We start from the raw sequence: 25,242 nt of genomic DNA on the forward strand, positions 1-25,242 counted from the left end.
TTCGTTGTTCTTTGCTCGTTGTTCTTTGTTCTTTGCTCGTTGCTCGTTGCTCGTTGCTCGTTGCTCGTTGCTCGTTGCTCAATCGAAAAACGTTCCACGATTTTCGGAAATCGATGGACGGTAAACGAAAGACGACTAAACTATCGCAATATCGCAATAATAACTCCTGCTAAACTTGCTAAAACACCAGCTATACTAACAAATTCTCCCGTGCTCAACTTTTTAACTTCAGGCTTTTCTGGAACAATAATTTGCGACCCAGGAGTAACTTTTGGATAATTCCTAAAAAACAAGAATGAACTCGCTACAGCTGCCTTACCATTAGGGTAAATAATGTAAGCCTTTTTCTTCCAACCTTTAGCATCAATACCTCCAACTGCATCCAGATAATACCCAAACCCTTTACCTTTCTCATAAGGAATTTCAGAAGTAAGCAAGACATTCCCTGTCACTTTAACGCCTTCATTGAAGGTTGCCACTTCAATTTCATCTCCTGGGAAAAGAGTAACATTAGTATTACTATTTTGATTCTTAACAATAGCTTTCCAATCCACAGGTATGATAGCAAATTTCAAATCTTCCTTTAGTTTTTTCTCCAATTTATTCTGGATACTATCTTTTTTACCCAAATTCAAATCTATACTTTCTACCGCTTCAATTTGTTTGGCTTGTATTGGTCGTTTTATCTTAACCCCTTCTACATCTGCCAATGACGTCAAACCACCTGCTCTTTTCACAATATCATAGACTTTAGCTTTTTTGCTTGCCAAAACATATTTTCCTGCATAATTTACAGCTCCACTAATAGTTACCATCTCTGGTTTTTCATACACCGCCATCTTTCGGATATTTACCACATCAAATGGATACAACGAAAAATTAGCTGCCTGTTCATTGTTATCAGGAGTGATCTCGATATTGAATAGTTCCGCTTTATTAGGATTGGCATCATCAATTTCTTCTGACATAATCATCCTTGCCACCTCTACATTTTTAGATGCTGAACCTGTCAAACCACCTGATTGAACTAACAAGTCATTCAAGGTCAGACCTTCCTGATAATCATAGATTCCAGGTTTTTTAATTTCCCCATCAATCGTAATTTTATAATCCTCAACAAAATCCAATATAGAATAAACAGTCACTACATCTTCTTTAAATAATGGAACATCAGCTTCCATATCTCCTTCTAATACTTTCGCTAAATTCACATTAACAATCTCCTTTGTCAAATCAGATTTAACACGAATAATTCTCGCTCTATTACTATAAGCATCTTCTTTTAAACCATCTGCTTTGGCAATCAAATCAGAAACACGCATCCCTTCATAAAAGGAATAAGTATTTGGCCTAAAAACAGCCCCGTCAATTCTGATTCGGTTTTCAAAGCGATTCAATATTTTAGTCACTCTAAACACATCTCCAGAAAGTGGTTTATAACTATTAAATTCAGAAGCTTTGATATCTTGTACTTTAAATTCTTTAGCCGTTTTCTGAAGCACATTTACTGATGCTGTATAAGCAAACTCATTGAATCCTGATGCAAAAGATAATAAATCAGAAAATGATTCTCCCGGTTTCATTTCAAAAATTCCAGGACGTTTCACCTGACCCTCTACCGTGACTCTTTGATTGTAGGCCGGAATACGAATGACATCATTGTCTTTTAAACCAACGTTCTCCGATTGATCTCCGTTGACCAAAAACTTATAAATATCAACTTTAGTATAAACTTTGTTGTTTCGAATTAACTCAATGTTTCTATAACTTTGATTTTTACCAGGCCCACCTCCTAAAAACAGGGCATTATACACTGTTGCTAAAGACGATACCGAATAGTTTCCTGGCTGTCTACTCCCTATCAATGTTACTCTAATTGTTCTTATTCGACTTAAACTAATTCCCACTTGAGATTGACCCGAAGCCACACTGCTATAAACTCTTGAGATTGCAGCTTTAATCTTTTGCGTAGCTGCTTCTATGGTCATACCAGAAACTGGAATTTCACCCACGTATTGTATACTAACTTTTCCTTCTAAAGAAATAGGTGCAGTGGCACTAAACTCTTGTACACCATAAACACTAATTTGCAATTCATCACCAGGTCCAAGTACATAATTAACCGGAGTAGCCAGTTTTAAATCTGGTTCAAAATTTAAAGTTGGGATATCAAATAATTGCGACCCAAAAATCAGTGCATTGACGCTGTCCTTTACCTTTGTATTGGTAATTTTCTCTTGCTTTCTAGTGAGCTCTGCGCTTTTTGTATTACCAATTAATTCCTCTGGTTTACCTACAACAGAACCTTTTGAGAGTTCCGATAGCCTAATTTTCAACTTCGCGAATTCGCTAGCGGTCATTCCCTTTGCCAAAGCCATTGGTTCTGCTTGATCAATTGTTAAATTGTTCGATTGCAACTGAGATTCTATTTTTGCGATATCAGCATCTGATAAATAATCCACTTTTAAGGTGCTCAAGTCATTACTTTTTAACAAATCTTGCGCTACAAGCGTTGATGATTGAAAAAGGGCCAATAACATTACAGCCACAATAAGTATTTTTTTCATAAGGTATCTAAAAATTAATTTATCAATTTAAGATTTCTATCCTGTCTTAACGGACCTAGACAATCTCTTTAGGAATATTCAGAAAACCCCACGGCTTCGCCACAGTGACTCACAACTAAAGTGCGAACCCTTTTTTCTAATTTCGCACAAATTTATGCTAAAAATATAGCATAAGCTATGATTGTGCCATGAAATGGGAAACAAATTTCACCGATCCCAATCGAATGCATGCTAACATTTTAATTAAACAATAAAAAAAACAGAACCGACTAACAATCATTGAACTGATTGTGGATCTAAAAAGAGTTTAACTACAATTATTTATAAGCAAAAAAAAATCGCAAAATAGAAACTATTTTGCGATTTTTTGTTCGTTTGTATACGATTAAAAACCAGCTAAGCCTTAAACCTTTTTTTGAACCAAGATTTTTTTTCTGTTTGATTTCCATAACCGTACCCATACCCATACCCTTTAGTAGAATCAGTATCATTAAGAAGCAAACACATATTAGGTAGTTTACCTTCTTTGAACAAACCATTTGCAATATTCAACATTCGTTTTTCTAAAAAGTTAGCACGAGCCACATAGATAAAAGTATCAGCATGTTTTGCTATCAACAAGGTATCTGTCACTAAGCTAACAGGAGCCGTATCCACAATAATGTAATCGTATTGCGTTTTTAAGATCTGAAAAAGTTCGTCTACTTTCTTACTCATCAACAACTCTGCTGGATTTGGCGGAATCACACCCGCCGGTAATACATGTAAATCTTCATATCCTTCGTACTTGACGATAAGATCTTCTAGCTTCATATCCTTAGACGACAAATAATTAGTAAAACCTCTCTCCGGAATGTCTAAATACTCATCTAATCTAGGATTTCTAATATCCATTCCTATCAATAATATTTTTTTCCCTGATAATGCAAAAGTAGCAGCCAGATTAGCAGAAACAAAGGTTTTACCCTCTTTTGGAAATGTAGAAGTAACGAATATAGTTTTAGCCAGCCCTTCAGGAACTTTACTTAACATAAACTCCATATTGGTCCTAACAATTCGCAATGCCTCAGCTGAACTAGTTCTACTTTCTGCTTTCATAATCACCGAAGGGGTTTCTGAGGTTGGTAAATCACCAATAAATGGGATCAATGTTTTCCCCTCTAAATCCAGGCGACTTTTAATTTTTGTATCTAACAGGTCTTCCGTATATATGATTCCAAAAGGAACTAATAAACCCAGTAACAAACTTGCTAAATAAATGATACTTTTCTTTGGAGAAACTGGAACTTTATTCCCCTTGGCTACATCGATCACCCTGGCATTAGGTTCTGTAGCTGCCATAGAAATAGCCGTTTCTTCCCTTTTTTGCAACAAATACAAATACAATTCTTCTTTCACTTTTTGTTGACGTGCAATCACCCTAAACTGACGCTCTTGTACTGGTATTTTTCCAAGTTTAGCATTCAAGATATTTTCCTCGCTATTTAAATTCCTTTTTTGGATATTTAAATTGGACTGCATCCTCTGTAAACTTCCCTGAACATTACTTTTCAAGGAGGCAATTTCCTGATCCATTTTGACCACAGATGGATTAACCTCTGTAGCTGATTTAAGAATCCTATTGCGATCTAAAACCAACTGATTGTACGAATTGATCATTCCTGACGCACTACTCTCCCCAGATATTATGTTTGTAGGAAGGAGATCAGCACTGGTACTTTTTTTCATGAAATCTAACATCGAAGACACCACATTAAGTTGGATCTCTGTCTCCACCCCTTTTTTATCATATTCGCTTGATCCTTCGATATACAGTTTAGCTTCTGATTCTATATCTGTTACGTTATTCGACTTTTTAAAACTTTGTACATCCTGCTCCACTCCATCTAATTCCTGGGTAATTAATTTGAGTCGATCTGCTATAAAAATCGAGGTATTCTCAGATATAAAATTTTTATCCGCAGCTGCATCGTCATTATAAATCTGGGTCAAATTATTTAAAAAATCTTCTGCCTTATTTATTACTGGGCTAGTTATGGATAGTACCACAACGCTACTAGTTTTATTAACAGGCTGCACATTAAGTCGTTTTTGAAAACTCTCCACTACATTTTCAAGAGGACTAACAACTACTCTAAAAGACTTACCCTCAAACTTATTCTTTTCTTGATTAGACATTAACTTACTAATAATCAATACGCCATATTTTGTATTTATAGCTTCCTCATACTTAAACTCTTTTTTATCACTTAAAATTATTTTAGATGAATCGTTTACAGCGTCATTTTCTAATTCAAAGGTTGTTGGTGTCAGCTCTGAAAAACGTAGATCAATAGCATTTTCATAAAACCCATTCGTTTTATCTATAAAGTTTACAGTAATAGCGTTATTCCCATAAACCTCCCTATCTGATATCTTACCTTGACTTATCAAACTGACATTCAGATTTAATTTCTTTACCGTACTTTCAACCAATGTACGCGATTTAAGAATTTCAATCTCGTTATCCAGATTACTACTCATTCCTCCACCCACTCCTAAATCAGCAAAAGCAGAAAGCTCAGACAGCATCCCTCCTTTTTTATCGTCTTTTACTAAAATAGTTGTTGCAACGTTATATTGGGGTGTGGTATATTTTAAATAAAAAAAGGCCAAAAACAAAGCAATACTAACTGCCAATACAAACCATTGCCAATGTATTATATATTTTTGTAGAAAATCTTTTAAATCAAAATCATTCTCTAAATCGTCGTCTAAATTATTATTTTCCATTTAAAAAATTATCTTAAAATTAAAGTTACTAATGTTATTAATAAAGAAGTTATAGATATTAGAACTCCTGTGTTAGGTCCAACAGCCGATGCATTCAATCTAGGTTTATTAGGTTCTACGTATATAACATCATTTTGAGCCAAATAGTAAAAAGGAGAATTGATAAAATCCGCTTTAGTGATATCTACCCTATTATAGGATTTCACTCCGTCAATTTCCCTGATGATTAATATATTATTCCGTTTTCCGTAAATAGTCAAGTCACCGGCCTTGCTTAGTGCTTCAATCAGAGTAATTCGCTCTGAATCTACGCTATAAGTACCTGGTAATGCCACCTCTCCTTGTACCGAAATTTTAAAATTCATTACACGAAGATTGATTATTGGGTTTTTAATATACACGCCAATTTTTTGCTGTAGCATTTCAAGCGCTTCAGAACGCGTCAAACCACTTACTTTTAATTTTCCTAAAACGGGAAATTCGATATAACCAGCGGCATCCACTAAATATAGCTGCATCGTTTGTTGCCCCATTGCAGCATCTAATTTTCCAGGAGTCTGAACAGAAATTGACTTTAAATTAAAAGGCATCGCTATTTCAGGATCTTCGGCAGACACAATGATCATTAACAAATCATCTGGTTGCAATTTTATTTCATAGGAACTGGATTTTTGATTTGCTAAACCATCAATATTTTGATAGTACACCACGTCTTTGCGGGAAGCGCAGGAAAACAAAAATAAAGCAACTAAAAAAAGGATTATTTTTTTCATAAAAAAAATATTTAGTAAGGTATTAATTTTTAAAAGTGGCAAATATAGCTATTAAAATTTAAGTAAAATAAGATTATCCTGAATCATATTGATGCTAGTTATCAGCTATTGTCAATTATCAAAAATCAGAATACATGTTTTCAATTTACGTCAAATAATTATTTTATGAAGATTCTGAACACCCCTTTACTTTAAATATCTGGCAAACCACCGCCGTAATTCGGGCTCTGTCTTCGTTAGTTAAATTAGAGCCCGAAGGCAAACACAAACCATTTTCAAATAGAGTTTGGGCTACGCTTGTACCGTAATAAGGGTATTTAGAAAAAATAGGTTGCAGGTGCATGGGTTTCCATAACGGACGCGATTCTATATTTTCTTTTTCTAAAGCCAATCGAAACTCCTTAACAGTAATCCCATGCGTTGTTTCTGGCGAAACTAATATAGCACTTAGCCAATAATTTGCAGAATAATCCGCATTAGGAGAACTAAAAACATTAACTCCTTCAATATCTTTAAAAAGATCAACATAGAAATCATGCATCTTTATGCGCAAACCAACATGTACATCTAGCACTTCCATTTGGCCACGACCAATTCCCGCAGCTATATTACTCATGCTGTAATTGTATCCTATTTCACTGTGCTCGTAATGAGCAGCTATATCTCTGGATTGTGTAGCAAAAAAAATCGCTTTTTCTTTCAACTTTTTGGAGCGGGTAATAATTGCACCTCCGCCAGAAGCAGTAATTATTTTATTACCATTAAAAGACAAAACCCCTATATCCCCAAAAGTACCACACTTCTGACCTTTATAACTACTACCCAATGCCTCTGCACTATCTTCTAAAATAGGGATACCATATTTATCTGCTAAGAGCCGCACTTCATCAATTTTGTACGGCACGCCATACAAATGCACAGCTATGATTACTTTTGGTGTTGCACCTTTGGCTATACTGTCTACTATCGATGCCTCTAAAGCCACAGGACACAAATTCCAAGTTTCCGTTTCACTATCAATAAAAATGGGGGTAGCTCCAAGATATAATATGGGATTTGCCGATGCTGAAAAAGTCATACTCTGACAAATTACAGTATCCCCTGCTTCCACTCCTAATAAAATTAGACCTAGATGAATGGCAGCTGTCCCAGAACTCAAGACTCCTACCGAAACATTCTGATTGAGATAGTTTTCTAAATCTTGCTCAAATCCATCTATATTCTTCCCTACCATAGCAACACAATCGCTATCAAAGGCTTCTCGCACAAATTTTTGTTCTGTGCCGGCCATATGTGGAGACGAAAGCCATATATTCTTTGAATTCATACGTCAAATTAACTATTACTTCTATTCCCTTGTCCCTTTGCAGTAATTGTTAATAAAATATACTACAAATAGCGATCTATAGAAAGTCTTTTGCGCATTAAAGCATCAACTACAGCTAATTTTAGGAGTATAGACCTATCCGTTTCATTAATCTGAGCAAGACCCGTTATTCCGGTTATAAAGATGGTTTTATTTTTATTCGTAAATTCCCCCTGTTCTCCTTCATTAATTTATTTTCTTTTCTATAAACCTGAGGCAATACTAAGACTATTTCTTTACATCGTTTGAGCTGTTTTTTTGGTTCTGTAAATATACGATACAACCAAATCGAATGTGTCTTTCTTGCCCAACTAGGAATATCCTTCACTTCTCCGGTAAAATAATTCAACGCTGCTCCCACTCCAATCATTACTCCTTTATCAATAAATGGTAAAAGCTTTTCCATAAATTCTTCTTGTTTAGGAGCACCTAATGAAACCCAAATAAACCGAGGATGTATTTGATTAATCTTATTTGCTATCTCCTGATAGTCAAATTCATCTACACCCTTAAAAGGCAATGGAATAAAAAAAAGACTAGAGGCATCGCTCCCATTTAATTCTAACTTTGCCTTAATCTTATTGAATACCTCTTGGGTATTTCCTATCACATATTGTGGATAAGGTTTATAGATAAATTTTTTAAAAAAATCAGGTCCTATATATTCCTTTAATTGCTTTTTATGAATTTTACTTGCCAACATGGCAATATAACTCCCATCACACGAATTGACTAACGAATTATTTAATATCTTTCTAAAACACTCATTCTTAAAAGAATACACCAATGAAGTCGCATCAACAAAACAACAATAGCCTTTTCCTTCTCTAGAAGTTTCTTCTATAGTACGCTCTAATTCTTGATGATTGAATTGAAAGTTGATGTTAAAATATTTTTTCATAATAGTAATTCTAGTTTATTATAGATTTAAAAAAGAGGATACTCCTTATTTCAAAACCGCGGTTAAAATATGGGTCATTTTATTTTCAAACGCTGTCAAGGTAAATTCTTTTTCATACTTAACTCTTCCTGCAACACCCATTTTTTGTCGTAGCTCCGAACTATTTAGTAACAGTTCCATTTTAGCCGCCAAAGCCTCTACATTCTGTTGTGGAACTAAAAAACCTGTCACTCCTTCGACAACCACATCTGGAATGCCACCTTCATAAGTAGAAATAATAGGAAGCGAAAATTGCATGGCTTCTAAATTAACCAAACCGAAAGTTTCGTTGTGATAGTAGGTTGGAAAAACAAAAATATCGGCTTCAGCAAAAGCTTTTTCTTTCTCTTGACCGTATTTTCTCCCCTTATAAACTACAATATCCTCAAGGCCTAATTCTTTTCTTTTGGCATAAAATTGTTCTTCGCTAACATCTCCAATTCCTCCCACAAAAACACAATTAAAATCAAATTTCTTTTCTTTCAGCATTTTACAAGCTTCTAATAAAACAAATACCCCTTTGGATGCAATCAGATTAGACAAAAACAAAATAGAGACCCTATTTAATTTGTTACCATTTGTTTTTATAGGAGTTGCGATTTCTGGAATCCCATTGGGGCAATAATATACATTCTCTTTCGAAACATATTTTTCAATATCAGCATACAAATGGGATGATAGTAAAATTATTTTAGTGTCTTTAAATACAAAACGATACAACAAATGATCCATCCACTTGTCTTGTCTCGTACTGACTCCCTTATTATGAAAATGTAAAACTAGGGGTACTCTAAACAATTTGATAAAAAAAATTAGAAAGGCATCTTTATAAAATCCAATTCCTTTGGCAGTCATCGCAAAATAAACTAGATTCGGCCTGTTAGAAGCACACTGCGAGATACAGTTTATTAAAATAGCAAAATATGTTCTTATTTTTTTTAAAGGGTTTTTACCTATCTCATCAATAGATTTTGAAGTACCTAAATTGACAAATTCTGCATCAAACTCCTGATTCACGAGTTTGCTATCCTTTATGTATTGGCCTACCATGGATGAACCGTGTACTGGTGGAGGCAAGTGTAAAATGAAAAGGATTTTATTTTTAACCATTATCGCTATTTTTAAGAATTAGATAAAAATTCAATTAAAAGCTTTCAAAAACTTATAATACCAAGTGATCAATTTACCTTTAATCCTCGTTTTAATAGAATAATAACTAACTATTTCCCCTACAATATCTTGATTCAATATTAATTTATCAGGAAATAAAAAACTATTAAAATAGCTTTTATCTAAATCTACTACAAACCTATCATGTACATTACAATTTGTTGCATTTTCACCAAACCCAATATTATTTATTTTAGATACAATTGGAAAAACAGTTAATTTATTTAATTTAAATTGGGCATAACAAAAACGTATAGCCCATGAATTATTCTTGCCATCCATATAATCTTTAAGCATAGAAAACATATCACTTCCGTTTCTATTAAATTGATTTATTTTATTCCTGTCCTTGCTGAACCCTTCCCAATCTTTCACTTCCCAATCAATTACATTCCATCGACTTTTCCAAGTAGCCCAACCCCAAGAAGCTGCTCTTCCATATAAATACACGTCTCCAACATAGCCTTTGGGAAGATTAAACTTAAGACTATGCCCTGAAATAGAGATTATTGATTCATTGTCATTGTATTGCACTAAGCATTGATTCATAAAATCCAAAAAATTTGGTGTTGTAATCAAATCATCTTCAAGGACAATTACTTTTCCATATTGATTTACAATTTGACTAACTCCTTCAATAATAGAATTAGCCAAACCTTTGTTTACACTAGATTCAAAAATAGTTACTGATTTAAAACCTTCAATGGTTTTTAAAAAGTCTCGGACTTTACCCACCTTGATTGCTCCATCAGCATCTTTGTAACCATCAGAAAACACAAACAACTCACTTTGAGAAGCCAAAAAATTATTTTGTAAAGCTTCAACCGTTAGTCTTGTTTCGTCCAAACGATTGTAAGTAAAAAGGCAAATAGGAGCTAAATTATTTTCTATTTTTTTTCCCATAAGGTAGGTATTAAGGAATGAAGATGAATGCTAAAAAAATGTTTCACCGCATTTAGTAAACCAAAATATCTATAATCATACTTAAAATAAACAATAGGATTCACTCCTAATGGAGAGTACAGATGTTTCAATCTATCGATAATTGGCACATCTACTCTAAAAGACTTATTCGCTCCTAAGTTTTGCTCACAATAGCCGATATAAACAGGAGATATAAAAGAATCAATACCTTTTTTTTGGGCACGCAAACCATACTCATGATCTCCCAAAGCGTGGTGAAATAATGGATCTAAAATCCCATTTAATTCATAAACTGCTTTGGGTATTAATAAAAAATTACCATTTATCAAATCACATTTTTGTAAACTACCATTCGGTTCTATCATTACACCATCTTTTCTACCTCCGTAAGTAATTTTTTTATTTTCTAATGATTGGGTACAACCACATATTATCGCTTCATTCTTTTTGGTTTGACTAGAATTTAACATAATATTTATTGCATTTTCAAAAAGAATAGTATCATCATTTAACCATAAATAATAATCATAGTCCTTTGTGGCTACTGCTGTTTGCCAGGCTAAGTGCATTCCCCGATTCCAATACAAATTGCCATCACCATATACTATTTTAACAGAAGGAAAGTTAATTTTTATAGCTTCTGCAGTTCCATCAGTTGAACCATCATCAACAAGAAAAACATCAAGAATAAAATCCTGAGGTAAATTACTTGTATAAAAACTAGTCAAACAACCTAATGTTTTAAGCTTACGATTATGACAGGTTAGGAGAACAGCTATATTTTGTTGAACAGACATTAAAATTTAAAAATATTATAGATTATACGATTTAAACATCATTTTTTTTGGCATTGGTTTTTTCTTCTCGAAAATACCTCTAACCCATTCTTTCACTTCCCTGTCATTCATTTTACGAAAAGAAGAGGAATAACAAATTCCTAGCATGAACCAAAGTATGAAATACGTCAAATTAAAATAATTGGCATCTTCTACCCAAGCATACACCCATCTAAAAGCGACAAAGATTCCCATAATTTTACTAAAAACACTATTCGATTTATTAATTGCTAAATAGGAGGCTTTATAAAATACCATAAAATACAAAATGACGCCAATAATTCCGGTCCAATTAAAAACATTAGCAATTGCCATTTCATTACTTGCACGCTCCCCTCTTTTGTTTAAATCAGAATCACCAAAAGATTCTGAAATAACCCCTCTGGCAGGACTCCTCCCCATCCACCAAGAATTATAATAATTTGCCGTTAGTAAAGCCTCAGTGTACATGAAAGACCGCGAATCTGCAATTAAATCATCTTCCACTTTATTACCCGATCCATCTGTTCTCATCTCCGTATAATTACCTTTTATATACTCGTCCATTTTGAAAACATTGAAATCAAAATTAACTGCAAGGAATAAAAAAAGCAAAGGAGTTATAAAAAATATTTTTCGAATTAATTCATATATTTTAGTTGAAACTATAAATCTAAAATAGTATAAAAAACACATAGCCATAGGGACTACGAATCGTATCACATTACTTCTTGCGGTAAGATCAGCTAAAACAGTAAATAAGCCTATTGCCAAAACCACCCATTTCCATGGCATTTTTATAACAGGGAGAAATAAAATTAAAAAACTGATGGGAACTAAATAAAACCCGTAAGCATCTGTATTAATTAAAAAAGAAATTACCACAAAAAGAGGGAGTGTAAATCTTAAATAAAAATTAAAGGAAGATTGCAAAATCGAAAGATTGGTTGCTGCATAACATGCAATTGGCACCAGCAATGCAAATCCATTTGTTGCCAGTGTCTTCCAGTCCCAATAGGTTTCTGCAAAAAAAAGCCCCCTTATGATATTAAACACATTCCATACAAGATACAGTTTTACCCATATCATAATTTTATTTTGTTTTTTATCAAAGAAATATTTCTTTGCTTTAAAAAAATAAAACAAAATCATGACTTGAGCCGAAAACCAAAAAACTCCATTGGTAACAGGCAAACCTGTTAGTTCTTGCATTGAAAAAACTACCGAAAATAGTGCCACAAAAAAAAGACTTATAGGAATGTATCGATTTTGTATCTTTAATTTATTCATTTTATACTATCCCTTTTTTACTTATTTTTGAATCCAACGCAAATTCAATCATACCTATTGTCACTTGTTCGCTAATGATAATCATTTATAAAATAATAATTATATAATGTAAACAAAGAAAAACAATCAAATTAGCCAGCTTATAAAACCATTATTTGACATATTTTTGCAATCAAACATTGTGTGTAAAAAATTATAAATCAATTCAGCTATATAAATTAAAAATTTCATTTGCGTTTTTTTCTAAATTATAAAATTGTTCTACATGTGATTTTGCACTATTTGCAATCTCTACTAAATCACTACCGCTGTCTAAAATAGTCCGCGCTAATAGTTTATAATCCTCCGTTATTAGAATACTGTTGTTTCCGTATTTATTAAAATCTCTTAACCCAGGAACATCGTATAAAATTGCAGGGATATTACATGCCATTGCTTCAATTGTTGTTATGGAAATTCCTTCTAATTTACTAGTCATTAGATATACATCAGAAGCAATCAGATATTTACGGACATCTTCTTGATTTCCGCAAAATCTTACTTTTCCCTTAATACCTAATTCATCACTTAGGCTAATTTCCTCTGCTTCAGTACTGCCACATCCCAAATGAAGATATAAAATATTCTCTTTTTTATTTAAAATTGATGGCAAAGCCTTTATAATATCTGAGTGTTGTTTATTAGGACTGCAACCTCCTATTGATATCAAAACAAATGCATCAACGTTTATATTTAATTCTTGGCGAACTTTTTCTTTTTCAAATTCCAAAGCAGGATAAAACCGCTTGCTACCATACCAATTATATATTTTATAAGTTTCATTATGAAATAATTTTAACTCATGATCGTAAACTGTATTACTAATGGATTGAAATTTACATTTAAAAATGCTTTTTGCACACCATCTCACAAATAAATGGTAGGGATAAGAAAAAAACCTAGTTTTGAATGTACTGTGAAAAGTATAAACAGACTTAATATTAGCAAACCAAGCACAAAATGACAAACCAATCATTGTTCCATTACTATGAATATGGACGACATCAAATTGATTCTTTTTCAAAAGTTTAATAAACCAAATATAATAACTTAGTCTTTTAAAAATCTTTTTAAATTGAGGTATTGGTTTATGGATTACATCGTAACCAGCATTTTTAAAAAAAGGAGCGTATTCGCCTAATTCATCTGCTGTAGCTAGCACGCTTAGATCACATCCTTTATTTTGAAAAAAAGGCGCAGCATCAACATACATAATTTCTGCACCAGAAAACTTTAAGCTATGAAGGATATAAATTATTTTCATTTAAAACGTTTTTATTTAAAATCAATCGTATTGATTTCTTTCTTGAAAAAAATATGGATATTTTACTAAAAAAAGCATTTGATATTAAATCTAATTTTCCCAAGCTGATTTTTTTTCCAATTTTAATGAAAACTAATTCTATAAAATTATAAACTAAGTAAGAGAATACTATTGTAACAATCAATGAGCAAAGAAAAATTAATAAAAAATTGTTTGGAAAAACCGAGCAAAAAATTAGTAAAATTGGTAAATGAAAGCTACATGAAATCCTACCTAGAAATTGTACTATATCAGTATTTAGTATAAATTGAATTAATCCTTTTTTCATCGCAAATAACATAAAAAAGGCGCAACCTATTGCTGTAAAAATTAAAACTAAGTAATGTCTATCTTCAATTAAGTAACTAAGATTAAATCTACTTGTGTACAAAAAAGATGAAATTACTAAGAAAATAATTTTATAAAAAGTATTACTTTTTTCTTTTATAAAATCCAAAATAACTATTCTATTAATAGCGATCATAATCCCTAAATAAAAAACACCAATTAGATCTCTACCTATATAAACAAAACAAATTAGAATAAGAAAATTTAAGAGCAACCGCACTCTTAAAGCTATATAAATTAAAAAAGGCAAAACTAAAGAAACTTGCATTTCAGTTCTTAAAGTACCAATTACTGGATCAAATAAATCTGTACTAATATTAGGTCCAATTAAAATAAACGTATTAAAAAATTCTCTAAAAGTAATCTCTTTGATATCCCATTTCCAAAATTCATTTATCCATTCTGAATAATATGTCATTTTTGAAGGATCAAATAAATACACTTTAATTATAATTGCAAAAATAAAAGCAGGATAAATTCTAAAAACTCTTTTTAAGTAAAAAGAAGGCAAATTTAAAGAATTTTTATCCTTAATATATGGCAAAGTCAAAACAAAACCACTAAGCAAATAAAGTAACCGCCCCTTCTCCGTGCCAAAAAATGTGAAAAGGGCTATTTGACAAAAACAAAGAAGAATTCACAATAAAAACACCAAACAAATGTGAAAAATAAACTGACAATGCTGCAACACCCCTTAATCCATCTAATTCTGTATATCTCATAAAAATGTATAATTATACTCTAATCAAAAATTTTATTTTTTATGAGTGATCAATTCATAAATTTCAATGTACCCCTTTACAACCTTGTCTTTACTAAATCGATTTACTGCTATTTCCCTAGCTAAAAGGGATGTTTTTGTATAAATAGCAGGTTCAATAATATCAACTAAAGCATTTTTAACTGCAATTGCATTAGTAATATCAACTAACATCCCCCCTCCATTTTTTAAAATCCATTCAGGTCCACCAGAATTATTTCCCGCAATTACAGGCATTCCCATAGCCATTGCCTCAACTAATGCCATACCAAAAGATTCTTGTTTAGAAGTATGTAAAAAAACATCCATCGCAGACATTTCCCTTATCAACCGATCAAAGTTCAATTGGCCATGAAAAAAAACATTTTCAGAGCAAGACTTATTAATTGCCCAAAGATTTGCTTCTTCTCCTATGCCAAATGATTTGCCAAAAAGATGTAATTCAGCGCTAGGAAAGCGATCTCTAAATGATTTAAAAGCAAAAATTCCTATTGAAACATTTTTAAGATTAGTAAATCCATTATTAACCATAACAACACGAATAATACTATTGTCAGTTATTGTTCTAGGACTGTAGAGATCAAAAACTTTATCGGGTTCAAAATTAGGTATAACAGCAATTTTCTTTAAAGTAATTAATTTAAGACCTTTTTTACAACTATCAGAAACTGTCGTTAAAAAAATTGCTTTTTTTAGCACAATAAAAGCAAATACAAGCCTAAACAACCGATATACATCGGGTTGAGATTTAAATACATGAACTGGAGAGTCATGGCAGGATACAAGTGTTGGAATCCCACTATCTATGGCGCCCCAAGCCCATTCATATTGCCAGTGTGCATGCACAATGTCGGGTTTTACTTTTAAAATAATATTCTTTATATACTCTCTTTCGACAGCAAAAAAATCAAAAACTTGCAATTTAGCTCTTTTTCTGTACGGACCTATATAAATTGAAATATTCTCTTCATGCCATTCAAATGATTCACCAATTTCAATTTCGGGAGAAGATGAAAATACAGATAACTGATATCCTAATTCTAGCAAAGCATTTATCAAATGATTGACTGGAACACCCCCCATTCCTCTAGGCCAATTGGTTCGATCGCCTTTATACCCTAAATTTATAGAAGGTAAATAAATTGGACCTGTAATTCCGATATGCATCTTTTATTTGATTTTTGATTACCAGTAACAAGCCCCTTCGACAGCGTTGACATTTTTGGGTTTAACTTCTTCATTTGGCTTCACCCAATATTCATTCATTAATTCATAATAATTATAAATGGGATTATAATTTGGATCTTCCCATCTTTTACCACGAATTCCAAAAAGCATTTGCAAACTTCCTCCCATATGAACTGCTTTTTTACCATGACGTTTTACATGAGCTGCCAAATGAAAACCGTAAGCACCACAGCCTATAAGACATATATCATAATCCTGTTTGTCGATTTCGGTTTTCATGAAATCTAATGCTTCAAACCAATCATTAAATTGCGTTGGGTTATCAGCAAGACTCAGGACAGCCTGCACTGTCTTTAACTCAAAATCTGGCAATACATCATCTTTAAATAACAATTCACGCTTTTTATATTGTTGTTCTATAGTTTTCGCAAAAGGGTGAACCACCAATATTTTTTTTCCTTCCAAAGCTTTAGTCCAAGGACTACTAGAAAAATATGGATTCAATAATTCAAAACCGATTTTTGTAGAATTCTGTAATTCTTTATCAAACAACTGTTCATTTTCTAACCAAGACGCCAGTACATCAACTTCTGGAATATCTTGTAGCATTAATTCGCCAAATTTTTCGAATTCACTAATTTTTGGAGGAAAAAAGCCTGCCACGATATGCATATTTTTTAAATTTTCCTCATTCCACCACCAAGCAGAAGATTTACTAGTGATATATGTAAACAAATTTCTATTATTCTCTTTAACTCCCATATAAGTAACAAGACATAATAATTCATTCGACCCAAATCGAGCAATCATACAAGGTTTATCAGATGTCAAAACATCATAAATAATTTGCGAAGCTTTGTTTGGATTTTCCTCACATTTAGGTAGTGTAAGAACTTTCACGCCAAAAGATTTAGTATGCAATTTACGTAAAGCTTTAAGCAGGAAAATAGTTGGTTTATTCATTTACATTATATATTTAACTTATTACAATCGAAAGTACCATTATCATCCACTAAAATCCAATCCGTTTTAACTGGATAACTGTGCCAAAAATTGTTAGGACAAACCTTAATTCCATTTGACAACAATGCTGGTTTATATGAAAATGAGCTTTTGCTAGTGATCAACAAATCGGCATTCACCATGTGTAAAAAAGAATCTTGCGCATTCATATCCAGACAAAAATGAAGATTAGAAAATTGACTAAACTGAGGAAAATCAGTTTCAAGGCCTTGTGAAAAAAGATAAATTGTAACAGGTTTAGTTGTTTTGATATTTGCAATTACAGCATTCAATACGTTTTCGAAATAATCATTTCCCTGCCAACGTAACAATAAATTAGGATTTTGATTTTCTTGACCTATAACAATATCTCCTCTCCTTACATGAATAGCAATATTGAATGATTTAGAATCAAAAATGATTTTCTCTTTTTTTCTCGCTGGAGCAGTATGAAATTTTTGTTTGATAGCATCCATAACTCCAAATTGATTGCTATAAGATTGGTCTTGTTCTGCTACAAAAACCACTTTTTGATTGGAATAAGAAGCTATTATTTTTTTATTTAATGCAATTTCCTTTTCATTATATTCATCAAATAACGGTAACCTTACTTTTTTATATCCTTTACTTACTAAATAATCTACATGAATCTCTTTTTCTCCAAATCCTAAAAAAGAATCCCATTTTTCATTAGAAAAAGGAATGTGGGCAAATTGTAAACCAAATTGTCCTGCAAACCAATAGCCCGCAATCCAGTTGGCCATTTGATGCCCTATTCCTGCTCCAGGATTAGGAATTGCTGAATAATAATTATGAATAGTACTTTCTTTGGGCTTGCCTGAAAAAAGATAATGCCAATAGGATTTGTAAATTTTCGGATAAAAAGATGTTTTCCTAAAAAAAGAGACTACTTCCTTATAAAATCTATTTTTTATTTTAAAAAACAGAATTGGTATTTTTTTTAATATCATAATTAGTATTGGCCTTAAAAAAAGCTGCTATTCTTTGTTAAATTTATTACTTCTTCAATAAATTATTTACCTGAACTATTATATTCTTTTTTAAATTTAATACCAATATCTTTTCTACTGCAGATAAAGCAAACATCCATATAAATAGAGTATACGATACACCTCCAACAACACACACGAAGACAAACTGAAGAAATTCATTAGATATTATAAGAATTGGTATAGTTGAAACCAATAAGGCTAGTAAAAAAACAACAAAACAGTTGAATACAATTTCTTTAAAAAACTTACTCACTTGTAAATCACAATTCATTTTTGCAAAATAAATAACATTAAACAACATCATTAATGAAAACAATATAAAAGCAATATAAAGAGTATATGGAGGGAGTCCTATATAAAAAAAGACATAAGAAACGATGATAGGTATTATATTTAAAAAGGAACTTACCATTTGAAATTTTTTAATATTTCCTACGGCACCAAGTGCATTGGTTAAGGGTATATACAATTGTTCGATTAAATTCCTTATTAATAATAATCGACAAAAAACTACAGTAAACTCAGGAACATTTTTAAGCCACAAACCCAATATATATGGCATTTTGATCAAAAAAGGAATATAAAGGAAGCTAAGTAAAAAAAATGATATTTTTGTTCCTCCCAAAGTAGCTTTCAACATCATTGCTCTATTTCCTGCACCTTCACTTTTATCAATTAAAGGGTTCAATGCTTTACTAAGTGTTAATGAAAACACTCCTAACTGCCCACTTATTTGAGCAGCAACACTTTGTGCCGCATTAACCAAAGTGCCAAAAAAAACATTAATTACAATTCCTTGCCCGTAATTGGCAATCATACTACTTGCCGAACCTAACAAAGACCAGCCCGCAAAATTACTAATCTCTTTCATTAAACTTTTTTCGTAGTACTTACGAAAGTTCAAAACACATTCTGCATAGTACCGATGGCAATATATCCGGCGTAAAATCAATGAAAAAACAGATAATGCTGCCATCAACAATCCATACATTACTAAATGATCCAAAGCACTGTATGTTATATAAAAGGCTATTCCTAATTTCAGTACAGATTCAATAATTCCCAAAATAGCATAGAACAGCATATTTTCGTGTGAAGTAATCACCGCTTCATAAGGAACGGACAAAACCGTAAAAAAAGTACTTACCACCATAAAATGGTAAATAATTTTAGCAACTTCAAGTCTATCCGGAGCTATATTTAATATCCCATTAAAAAAAAAGTAACCCGCAATTTCCAAAACCAATACCATCACTACAGCAATACCGGCATGTAACAACGTACTCATATTAAAGATGCGCTTTACCTTTTCTAAATCCCCTGCTCCTTGTGCATAAGACATAAATCGTTGGGTAGCTGCAGCCATGGAACTGTTTAAAAAGCCCAACATCGCAATAACTCCTCCTACCACATTAAACAAACCAAAATCAGCCACTCCCAAAGCAGCTAAAACTAATCGAGTGGCATACAGCGATATAAAAACAGTAATCGCCATACGGGCATATAGTATGCCTGTGTTTTTAGCTACACGATGAGCTGCTTGCATTGATAGTTGGGTTAAGGGTGAACTGGTGAACTGGTGAACTGGCTAATCGAATGTAACATTTACATTATGGGTTATTGAGTTAATTTTAGATTAACTGGTTAATTGCATTTATATTTCCTACTTTCAATTAACCAATTAAACTTCTCTGACCGATTAAACTTTTTACTCAAAATAATTCAAAGTAGTATAACCACCATCTTTTAAGTACTGGTCTTTCTGCATCAATTTCAAGTCAGACTGCATCATATCTTTCACCAATGCAGGTAAATCATACTTGCATTCCCAACCTAATTTGGTTTTTGCTTTGGTAGGATCTCCAATCAACAAATCAACTTCTGTTGGTCTGAAATATTTAGGGTCTACCGCTAGTATTTCCTTTCCAATTTCCAATTGAAATTCTGGGTTGTTACATGCTTTTACAAATCCTTTTTCATTTATTCCTTCTCCTACGAATTCCAATTCAATTCCAACCTCAGCAAAACTCATGCGTACAAAGTCTCTTACTGGAGTTGTTTTTCCTGTTGCGATAACCCAGTCTTCTGCTTCATCAGCCTGTAGAATCATCCACATCATACGAACATAATCTTTGGCGTGTCCCCAGTCGCGTTTTGCATCTAGATTACCCAAGTAAAATTTATCTTGTAAACCCAATGCAATTCTGGAAGTCGCTCTGGTAATTTTACGGGTAACGAAAGTTTCTCCACGTATAGGTGACTCATGGTTAAACAAGATACCGTTACAAGCATACATTCCATAAGCCTCTCTATAATTCACCGTTATCCAGAACGCATACATCTTTGCCACTGCATAAGGAGAACGTGGGTAAAACGGTGTTGTTTCTGATTGTGGCACTTCTTGCACTTTACCATACAACTCAGAAGTAGAAGCTTGATAAATACGTGTCTTTTTCTCTAATCCTAATAAACGAACCGCATCCAAAATACGTAGCGTTCCCAACCCATCGGCATTACCTGTATATTCAGGAGTTTCAAAAGAAACAGCTACATGACTCATAGCTGCCAAATTGTAAATTTCGTCTGGCTGAATTTCTTGAATTAAACGAGTAAGATTTGTACTGTCAGTCATGTCCCCATAATGCAAAATAAAATTGCGATGGTCCATATGCGGATCTTGATACAAATGATCAATTCTATCTGTATTAAATAAAGACGAACGTCTTTTTAATCCATGAACAATATATCCTTTTTTTAATAAAAATTCACTTAGATAGGCTCCATCTTGTCCTGTAACTCCAGTGATAAATGCTATTTTTTGTGTTGCGCTCATATTTGTTGTTCGATTTTCGTTGGTCGTTGGTCGTTGTTCGTTGTTCGTTGTTCGTTGTTCGATTTTCGTTGTTCGTTGTTCGATTTTCGTTGGTCGTTATTCATTGTTCGTTGTTCGATAATCGGTGGACGAAATTCGGTGGACGATATTCGATTTTCGTTGGTCGTTGGTCGTTGGTCGTTATTCGATGATCGGTAGACGTAAGTCGGTGGACGAAAAACGGTAAACAACTATTCCATTGACTTAATTAATTTATATAACATCATTTTTATTCTAGTACATAACTCAAATAATACAATATATTCACTTTCAGATATATACTCTAAATCTTTAGATAAAAACAAATGATAATTTGTTTCTTCTAAAGAACCCTTTGCTATATATAAAAATTGCTTAAATTCTTTTTTATATTGCCTAGCTTGCCCTTCAATAATATTAGTAGGAACACTACTAACACTTCTTCTAACTTGACTTACTAAACCAAATTGCTCCGATTTAGGAAATTTTTGGGTAATCTTATAAACATCTATTGTTAATTGATGTGATAATTTCCAAACTTCTAAATTTGACTGCATACTATTCGATGTTCGTTGGTCGTTGGTCGATTTTCGTTGGTCGTTGGTCGATGTTCGATTTTCGTTGTTCGTTGCTCGTTGCTCGTTGTTTGTTACTCGTTGGTCGTTATTCGATAATCGGTAGACGATAATCGGTGGACGAAAGTCGGTGGACGAAAGTCGGTAGACGAAAGTCGGTGGACGAAAGTCGGTAGACGAAAGTCGGTGGACGAAAAACGGCAAACGATTCTACATTTTCACTTCCTTAAATCGGTCGATATTTTCCAAAAACCAATTGTGTGTTTTTTTTATCCCTTCTTCCAATTGTACTTGGTGTTTCCACCCTAATTCATGCATTTTAGAAATATCCATTAGTTTTCTTGGTGTACCATCGGGTTTACTACTATCCCAAATGATTTCTCCTTGATGTCCCGTTATTTTTTGAATCGTTTCAGCCAATTCTTTGATGGTCAAATCTTCCCCTGTTCCCACATTATATAAATAATCGGGCAGTTTGTTTTCTAAAGCAAAAACAACAGACTGCGCCATATCATCTACAAAAAGAAATTCTCTCATAGGCGTCCCACTTCCCCAAAGGGTCACAGCAGCATTACCATTTTCCTTTGCCTCATGAAACTTACGTATCATAGCGGGTAAAACGTGAGAAGAATTTAAATCGAAATTATCATGGGTACCATAAAGATTCGTCGGCATCAAGCTTACGTAATCCTTACTAAATTGATTCCTGATGGCTTGACAGGCTTTCACCCCTGTAATTTTTGCAATAGCATACCATTCGTTAGTTGGTTCCAAAGTATCCGTTAACAAATACTCTTCTTTTAATGGCTGTGGAGCTAGTTTTGGATAGATGCAAGAACTTCCTAGAAAAATAAACTTCTCCACACCGGATTGTAATGCGGTATCGATTAGATTATTTTGGATTTGCATGTTTTCCATAATGAATTGATATGGAAAATCATTGTTTGCTAATATCCCTCCCACTTTTGCGGCAGCATCAATAATCACTTCCGGTTTTTCGGTAGCCATAAAGTCCTTAACTGCTTGTTGATTTCTCAAATCCAGTTCCTTACTGGAAGCTCCAATAAGGTTAGTATAACCTTTAGCCGTCAGTGTTCTCCAGATAGCACTACCCACCATTCCGTTGTGTCCAGCAATGTATATTTTAGTATCTTTATTCATGATAATATTAATTTAGCAAGTCTGATTTTTCTCGTTCTAGAGCATTATAAACGTTTTTTACATCCTGAGAAAATTCTTTTTTCAAAATTAAATTAGCTGTATCTGTATGAACAAAAATAGTATCCTGTACCCCTATAAAAGCAGTATAATTATTCGTACCAATCACCATATTTCCATTTTCATCCACCGGATGACCAATAGTAATCAAATAATCATAAACCGACTCAAAAGACCCCAAATCAGACCAGCCAAATTTAGAGGAAACCACTTTAATTTTCTTTGAGCGTTCCATCACCGCATAATCAATGCTAATGGATGGAATATCCATAGAAAGCGCTAAATCTAAATTTCCACTACTATTGTTTTCCCAAGCTAGTTTTGATTTCTCATACACTTCTGGAGTGAACGCCTTTAATTCTTCCAACAAGACTCCTGCTTTAAAGCAAAACATTCCGCTGTTCCAAAGAAAATTTCCTTTGGCTATAAAATCCCGTGCAGAAACTTGATTAGGCTTTTCTCTAAAAGAAATCACATCATCTCCCTTACGTTCAATATATCCATATCCCGTTTCTGGTTTAGTGGGAACAATCCCAAAAGTAACAATATATCCATTTGAAGCTTTATCAACCGCTTCGTTTATCGCCTGTTCATAATCTTGCATCTCATCAATAATATGATCAGACGGAGTAACTACTAAGATATCATCAGGATCAGAAGCAAAGGCTGCAAAAGCAATCGCTGCCGCAGTATTTCTTGGCGTAGACTCTATGATATCAATATAAGAAGTATTGGATTTTTCTAATACTTTTTTACTTAAATGGCAATTATCGATGTTACCCACCACCATCACTTTATCGGCAATATTTCTATTGCGATCGACGGTCATCTCAAACAAAGATTTACCATTAAAAATATCCAAGTACTGCTTGGGTTGACTTTTACGAGACAGTGGCCACAAACGACTACCAACGCCCCCAGTTAGTATAACATGAGTTATTGAGTTCTTGTTTTCCATACTTTTCTTTTATAGTTAAGTTGAGTGTTGAATTAGCTGAAATTATATCTTAAAATTATTTACAATCTTCCGTCAACCTTATCCCCTAAAACCCCTTTTACATCGTACACTAAACTTATTGGATTTTGTAATTGTGTTAAGTCTAGGTTTAAAAACTCATTATGAGCTACTCCTAAAACAAGAGTATCAAATTTTTGATTGGGCACAACATTAGTTGTCTTTAATTTATATTCTTTAAACACAGCAGCAGGATTAGCTAGAGGATCATATATAGTTACAGTAATTCCATAATCAGTTAAAGCGGCAATGACATCTACAATTTTAGTGTTACGAACATCCGGACAGTTTTCCTTAAACGTAATACCAAGCATTAAAAGTGAGGCATTATTAACCGAAATTCCTTTCTTGATCATCAGCTTCACAATTTGAGAAGCCACATATTCTCCCATGCTGTCGTTCAAGCGCCTACCCGCTAAAATAATTTCAGGGTGATAGCCTAATTCCTGAGCCTTCTGAGCTAAATAATAAGGATCAACCCCTATGCAATGCCCTCCAACCAATCCTGGTTTAAAGGGTAAAAAATTCCATTTGGTCCCAGCCGTTTCTAAAACTGCTTGAGTATCTATATTCATTAAGTTGAATATTTTAGACAGTTCGTTCACAAAGGCTATATTAATATCCCGTTGCGAATTTTCGATTACTTTGGCAGCCTCGGCTACCTTGATAGAAGGTGCTAAATAAGTACCTGCAGTAATAACTGTTTGATATAATTCGTTTATCTTTTGTCCAATTTCTGGAGTAGAACCCGAGGTAACTTTTAATATTTTATCTACTGTATGTTGCTTATCTCCTGGATTTATGCGCTCTGGAGAATAACCCACGAAAAAATCAATATTAAATCGTAATCCCGAAACTCGTTCTAAAACAGGTACGCATTCTTCTTCTGTTACTCCTGGATATACCGTTGATTCATATACGACAACATCTCCTTTTTTAAGCACTTTACCTACTGTCTCACTCGACTTGTAAAGTGGAGTTAAATCAGGTCGGTTATTTTTATCTACTGGTGTAGGTACCGTCACAATATAATAATTACAATCTGCGATGTCAGCTAACACCGTCGTGCAATACAAACCGTTACCACTCCCTTGTTTTTCCTGCAATACCTTTTGCAAAGTAACAGAGTCTATTTCTAGAGTAGTATCAACGCCTAATTTTAATTCTGCTACCCGGGTTTCATTAATATCAAAACCGACAACAGCATGTTTTGTGGCAAATAATCGCGCTAAAGGTAAACCTACATACCCAAGGCCTATAATTGCTATTTTTGAATTGATTTCCATCTCTTTAAAACTATTTTCTAAGCTATT

General features: G+C 33.2%; 21 protein-coding genes. All 21 read right to left on the reverse strand.

The features are described 5' to 3' along the window. Positions 1 to 140: 140 nt before the first annotated feature. Entirely contained in the window at positions 141 to 2,567 is a 2,427-nt protein-coding gene (locus QO182_RS11590; protein WP_371561746.1) for an SLBB domain-containing protein, read from the reverse strand. Between the two features lie 396 nt (positions 2,568 to 2,963). Continuing rightward, positions 2,964 to 5,339: a GumC family protein gene (locus QO182_RS11595; protein WP_371561748.1), complete on the reverse strand. Its 2,376-nt coding sequence runs from the start codon at positions 5,337 to 5,339 to the stop codon at positions 2,964 to 2,966. An 8-nt stretch (positions 5,340 to 5,347) separates the two neighbouring features. After that, the gene (locus QO182_RS11600; protein WP_371561750.1) at positions 5,348 to 6,112 is read right to left on the reverse strand and encodes a polysaccharide biosynthesis/export family protein; all 765 of its coding nucleotides are present in this window, start codon (positions 6,110 to 6,112) and stop codon (positions 5,348 to 5,350) included. 163 nt (positions 6,113 to 6,275) lie between these two features. After that, positions 6,276 to 7,439: a DegT/DnrJ/EryC1/StrS family aminotransferase gene (locus QO182_RS11605; protein WP_371561752.1), complete on the reverse strand. Its 1,164-nt coding sequence runs from the start codon at positions 7,437 to 7,439 to the stop codon at positions 6,276 to 6,278. Between the two features lie 175 nt (positions 7,440 to 7,614). Beyond that, a complete protein-coding gene (locus QO182_RS11610; RefSeq protein WP_371561753.1) occupies positions 7,615 to 8,379 on the reverse strand; it encodes a WecB/TagA/CpsF family glycosyltransferase in 765 nt (254 codons plus the stop codon). Between the two features lie 45 nt (positions 8,380 to 8,424). Next, positions 8,425 to 9,528, reverse strand: a complete 1,104-nt coding sequence (locus QO182_RS11615; protein WP_371561754.1) for a glycosyltransferase family 4 protein — start codon at positions 9,526 to 9,528, stop codon at positions 8,425 to 8,427. Between the two features lie 30 nt (positions 9,529 to 9,558). Next, positions 9,559 to 10,491, reverse strand: a complete 933-nt coding sequence (locus QO182_RS11620; protein WP_371561756.1) for a sugar transferase — start codon at positions 10,489 to 10,491, stop codon at positions 9,559 to 9,561. Next, entirely contained in the window at positions 10,476 to 11,309 is an 834-nt protein-coding gene (locus tag QO182_RS11625) for a glycosyltransferase family 2 protein (RefSeq protein ID WP_371561758.1), read from the reverse strand. Before QO182_RS11625 ends, QO182_RS11620 begins: the two co-directional genes overlap by 16 nt. 15 nt (positions 11,310 to 11,324) lie before the next feature. Next, positions 11,325 to 12,617, reverse strand: a complete 1,293-nt coding sequence (locus QO182_RS11630; protein ID WP_371561760.1) for a hypothetical protein — start codon at positions 12,615 to 12,617, stop codon at positions 11,325 to 11,327. Positions 12,618 to 12,822: 205 nt separating this feature from the next. Then, entirely contained in the window at positions 12,823 to 13,920 is a 1,098-nt protein-coding gene (locus QO182_RS11635) for a glycosyltransferase (protein ID WP_371561762.1), read from the reverse strand. Beyond that, positions 13,895 to 14,875 carry an acyltransferase family protein gene (locus QO182_RS11640; RefSeq protein ID WP_371561764.1) on the reverse strand — a complete coding sequence of 327 codons (981 nt, stop codon included), beginning with the start codon at positions 14,873 to 14,875 and terminating at the stop codon, positions 13,895 to 13,897. Before QO182_RS11640 ends, QO182_RS11635 begins: the two co-directional genes overlap by 26 nt. After that, complete coding sequence (locus tag QO182_RS11645; RefSeq protein ID WP_371561766.1) at positions 14,868 to 15,029, reverse strand: hypothetical protein; 162 nt, start codon at positions 15,027 to 15,029, stop codon at positions 14,868 to 14,870. The genes QO182_RS11640 and QO182_RS11645 overlap by 8 nt, the downstream gene beginning before the upstream one ends. Positions 15,030 to 15,061: 32 nt before the next feature. After that, positions 15,062 to 16,234, reverse strand: a complete 1,173-nt coding sequence (locus tag QO182_RS11650; RefSeq protein ID WP_371561768.1) for a glycosyltransferase family 4 protein — start codon at positions 16,232 to 16,234, stop codon at positions 15,062 to 15,064. 18 nt (positions 16,235 to 16,252) lie between these two features. After that, positions 16,253 to 17,218, reverse strand: a complete 966-nt coding sequence (locus QO182_RS11655) for a hypothetical protein (RefSeq protein WP_371561770.1) — start codon at positions 17,216 to 17,218, stop codon at positions 16,253 to 16,255. 5 nt (positions 17,219 to 17,223) lie between these two features. Then, positions 17,224 to 18,228: a hypothetical protein gene (locus QO182_RS11660; RefSeq protein WP_371561772.1), complete on the reverse strand. Its 1,005-nt coding sequence runs from the start codon at positions 18,226 to 18,228 to the stop codon at positions 17,224 to 17,226. Positions 18,229 to 18,274: 46 nt separating this feature from the next. Further along, positions 18,275 to 19,816, reverse strand: a complete 1,542-nt coding sequence (locus QO182_RS11665; RefSeq protein ID WP_371561774.1) for an MATE family efflux transporter — start codon at positions 19,814 to 19,816, stop codon at positions 18,275 to 18,277. Between the two features lie 162 nt (positions 19,817 to 19,978). Beyond that, complete coding sequence (gene gmd / locus QO182_RS11670) at positions 19,979 to 21,103, reverse strand: GDP-mannose 4,6-dehydratase (RefSeq protein WP_371561776.1); 1,125 nt, start codon at positions 21,101 to 21,103, stop codon at positions 19,979 to 19,981. A gap of 230 nt (positions 21,104 to 21,333) precedes the next feature. Further along, positions 21,334 to 21,678 carry a four helix bundle protein gene (locus QO182_RS11675; RefSeq protein ID WP_371561778.1) on the reverse strand — a complete coding sequence of 115 codons (345 nt, stop codon included), beginning with the start codon at positions 21,676 to 21,678 and terminating at the stop codon, positions 21,334 to 21,336. 228 nt (positions 21,679 to 21,906) lie between these two features. After that, positions 21,907 to 22,857: a GDP-L-fucose synthase family protein gene (locus tag QO182_RS11680; protein ID WP_371561780.1), complete on the reverse strand. Its 951-nt coding sequence runs from the start codon at positions 22,855 to 22,857 to the stop codon at positions 21,907 to 21,909. A 7-nt stretch (positions 22,858 to 22,864) separates the two neighbouring features. Further along, complete coding sequence (locus tag QO182_RS11685; protein ID WP_371561782.1) at positions 22,865 to 23,872, reverse strand: mannose-1-phosphate guanylyltransferase; 1,008 nt, start codon at positions 23,870 to 23,872, stop codon at positions 22,865 to 22,867. Positions 23,873 to 23,931: 59 nt separating this feature from the next. Further along, entirely contained in the window at positions 23,932 to 25,215 is a 1,284-nt protein-coding gene (locus QO182_RS11690) for a nucleotide sugar dehydrogenase (RefSeq protein ID WP_371561784.1), read from the reverse strand. Positions 25,216 to 25,242 lie beyond the last annotated feature (27 nt).

This window comes from Flavobacterium sp. Arc2 (assembly GCF_041431385.1).
Taxonomy (GTDB): domain Bacteria; phylum Bacteroidota; class Bacteroidia; order Flavobacteriales; family Flavobacteriaceae; genus Flavobacterium.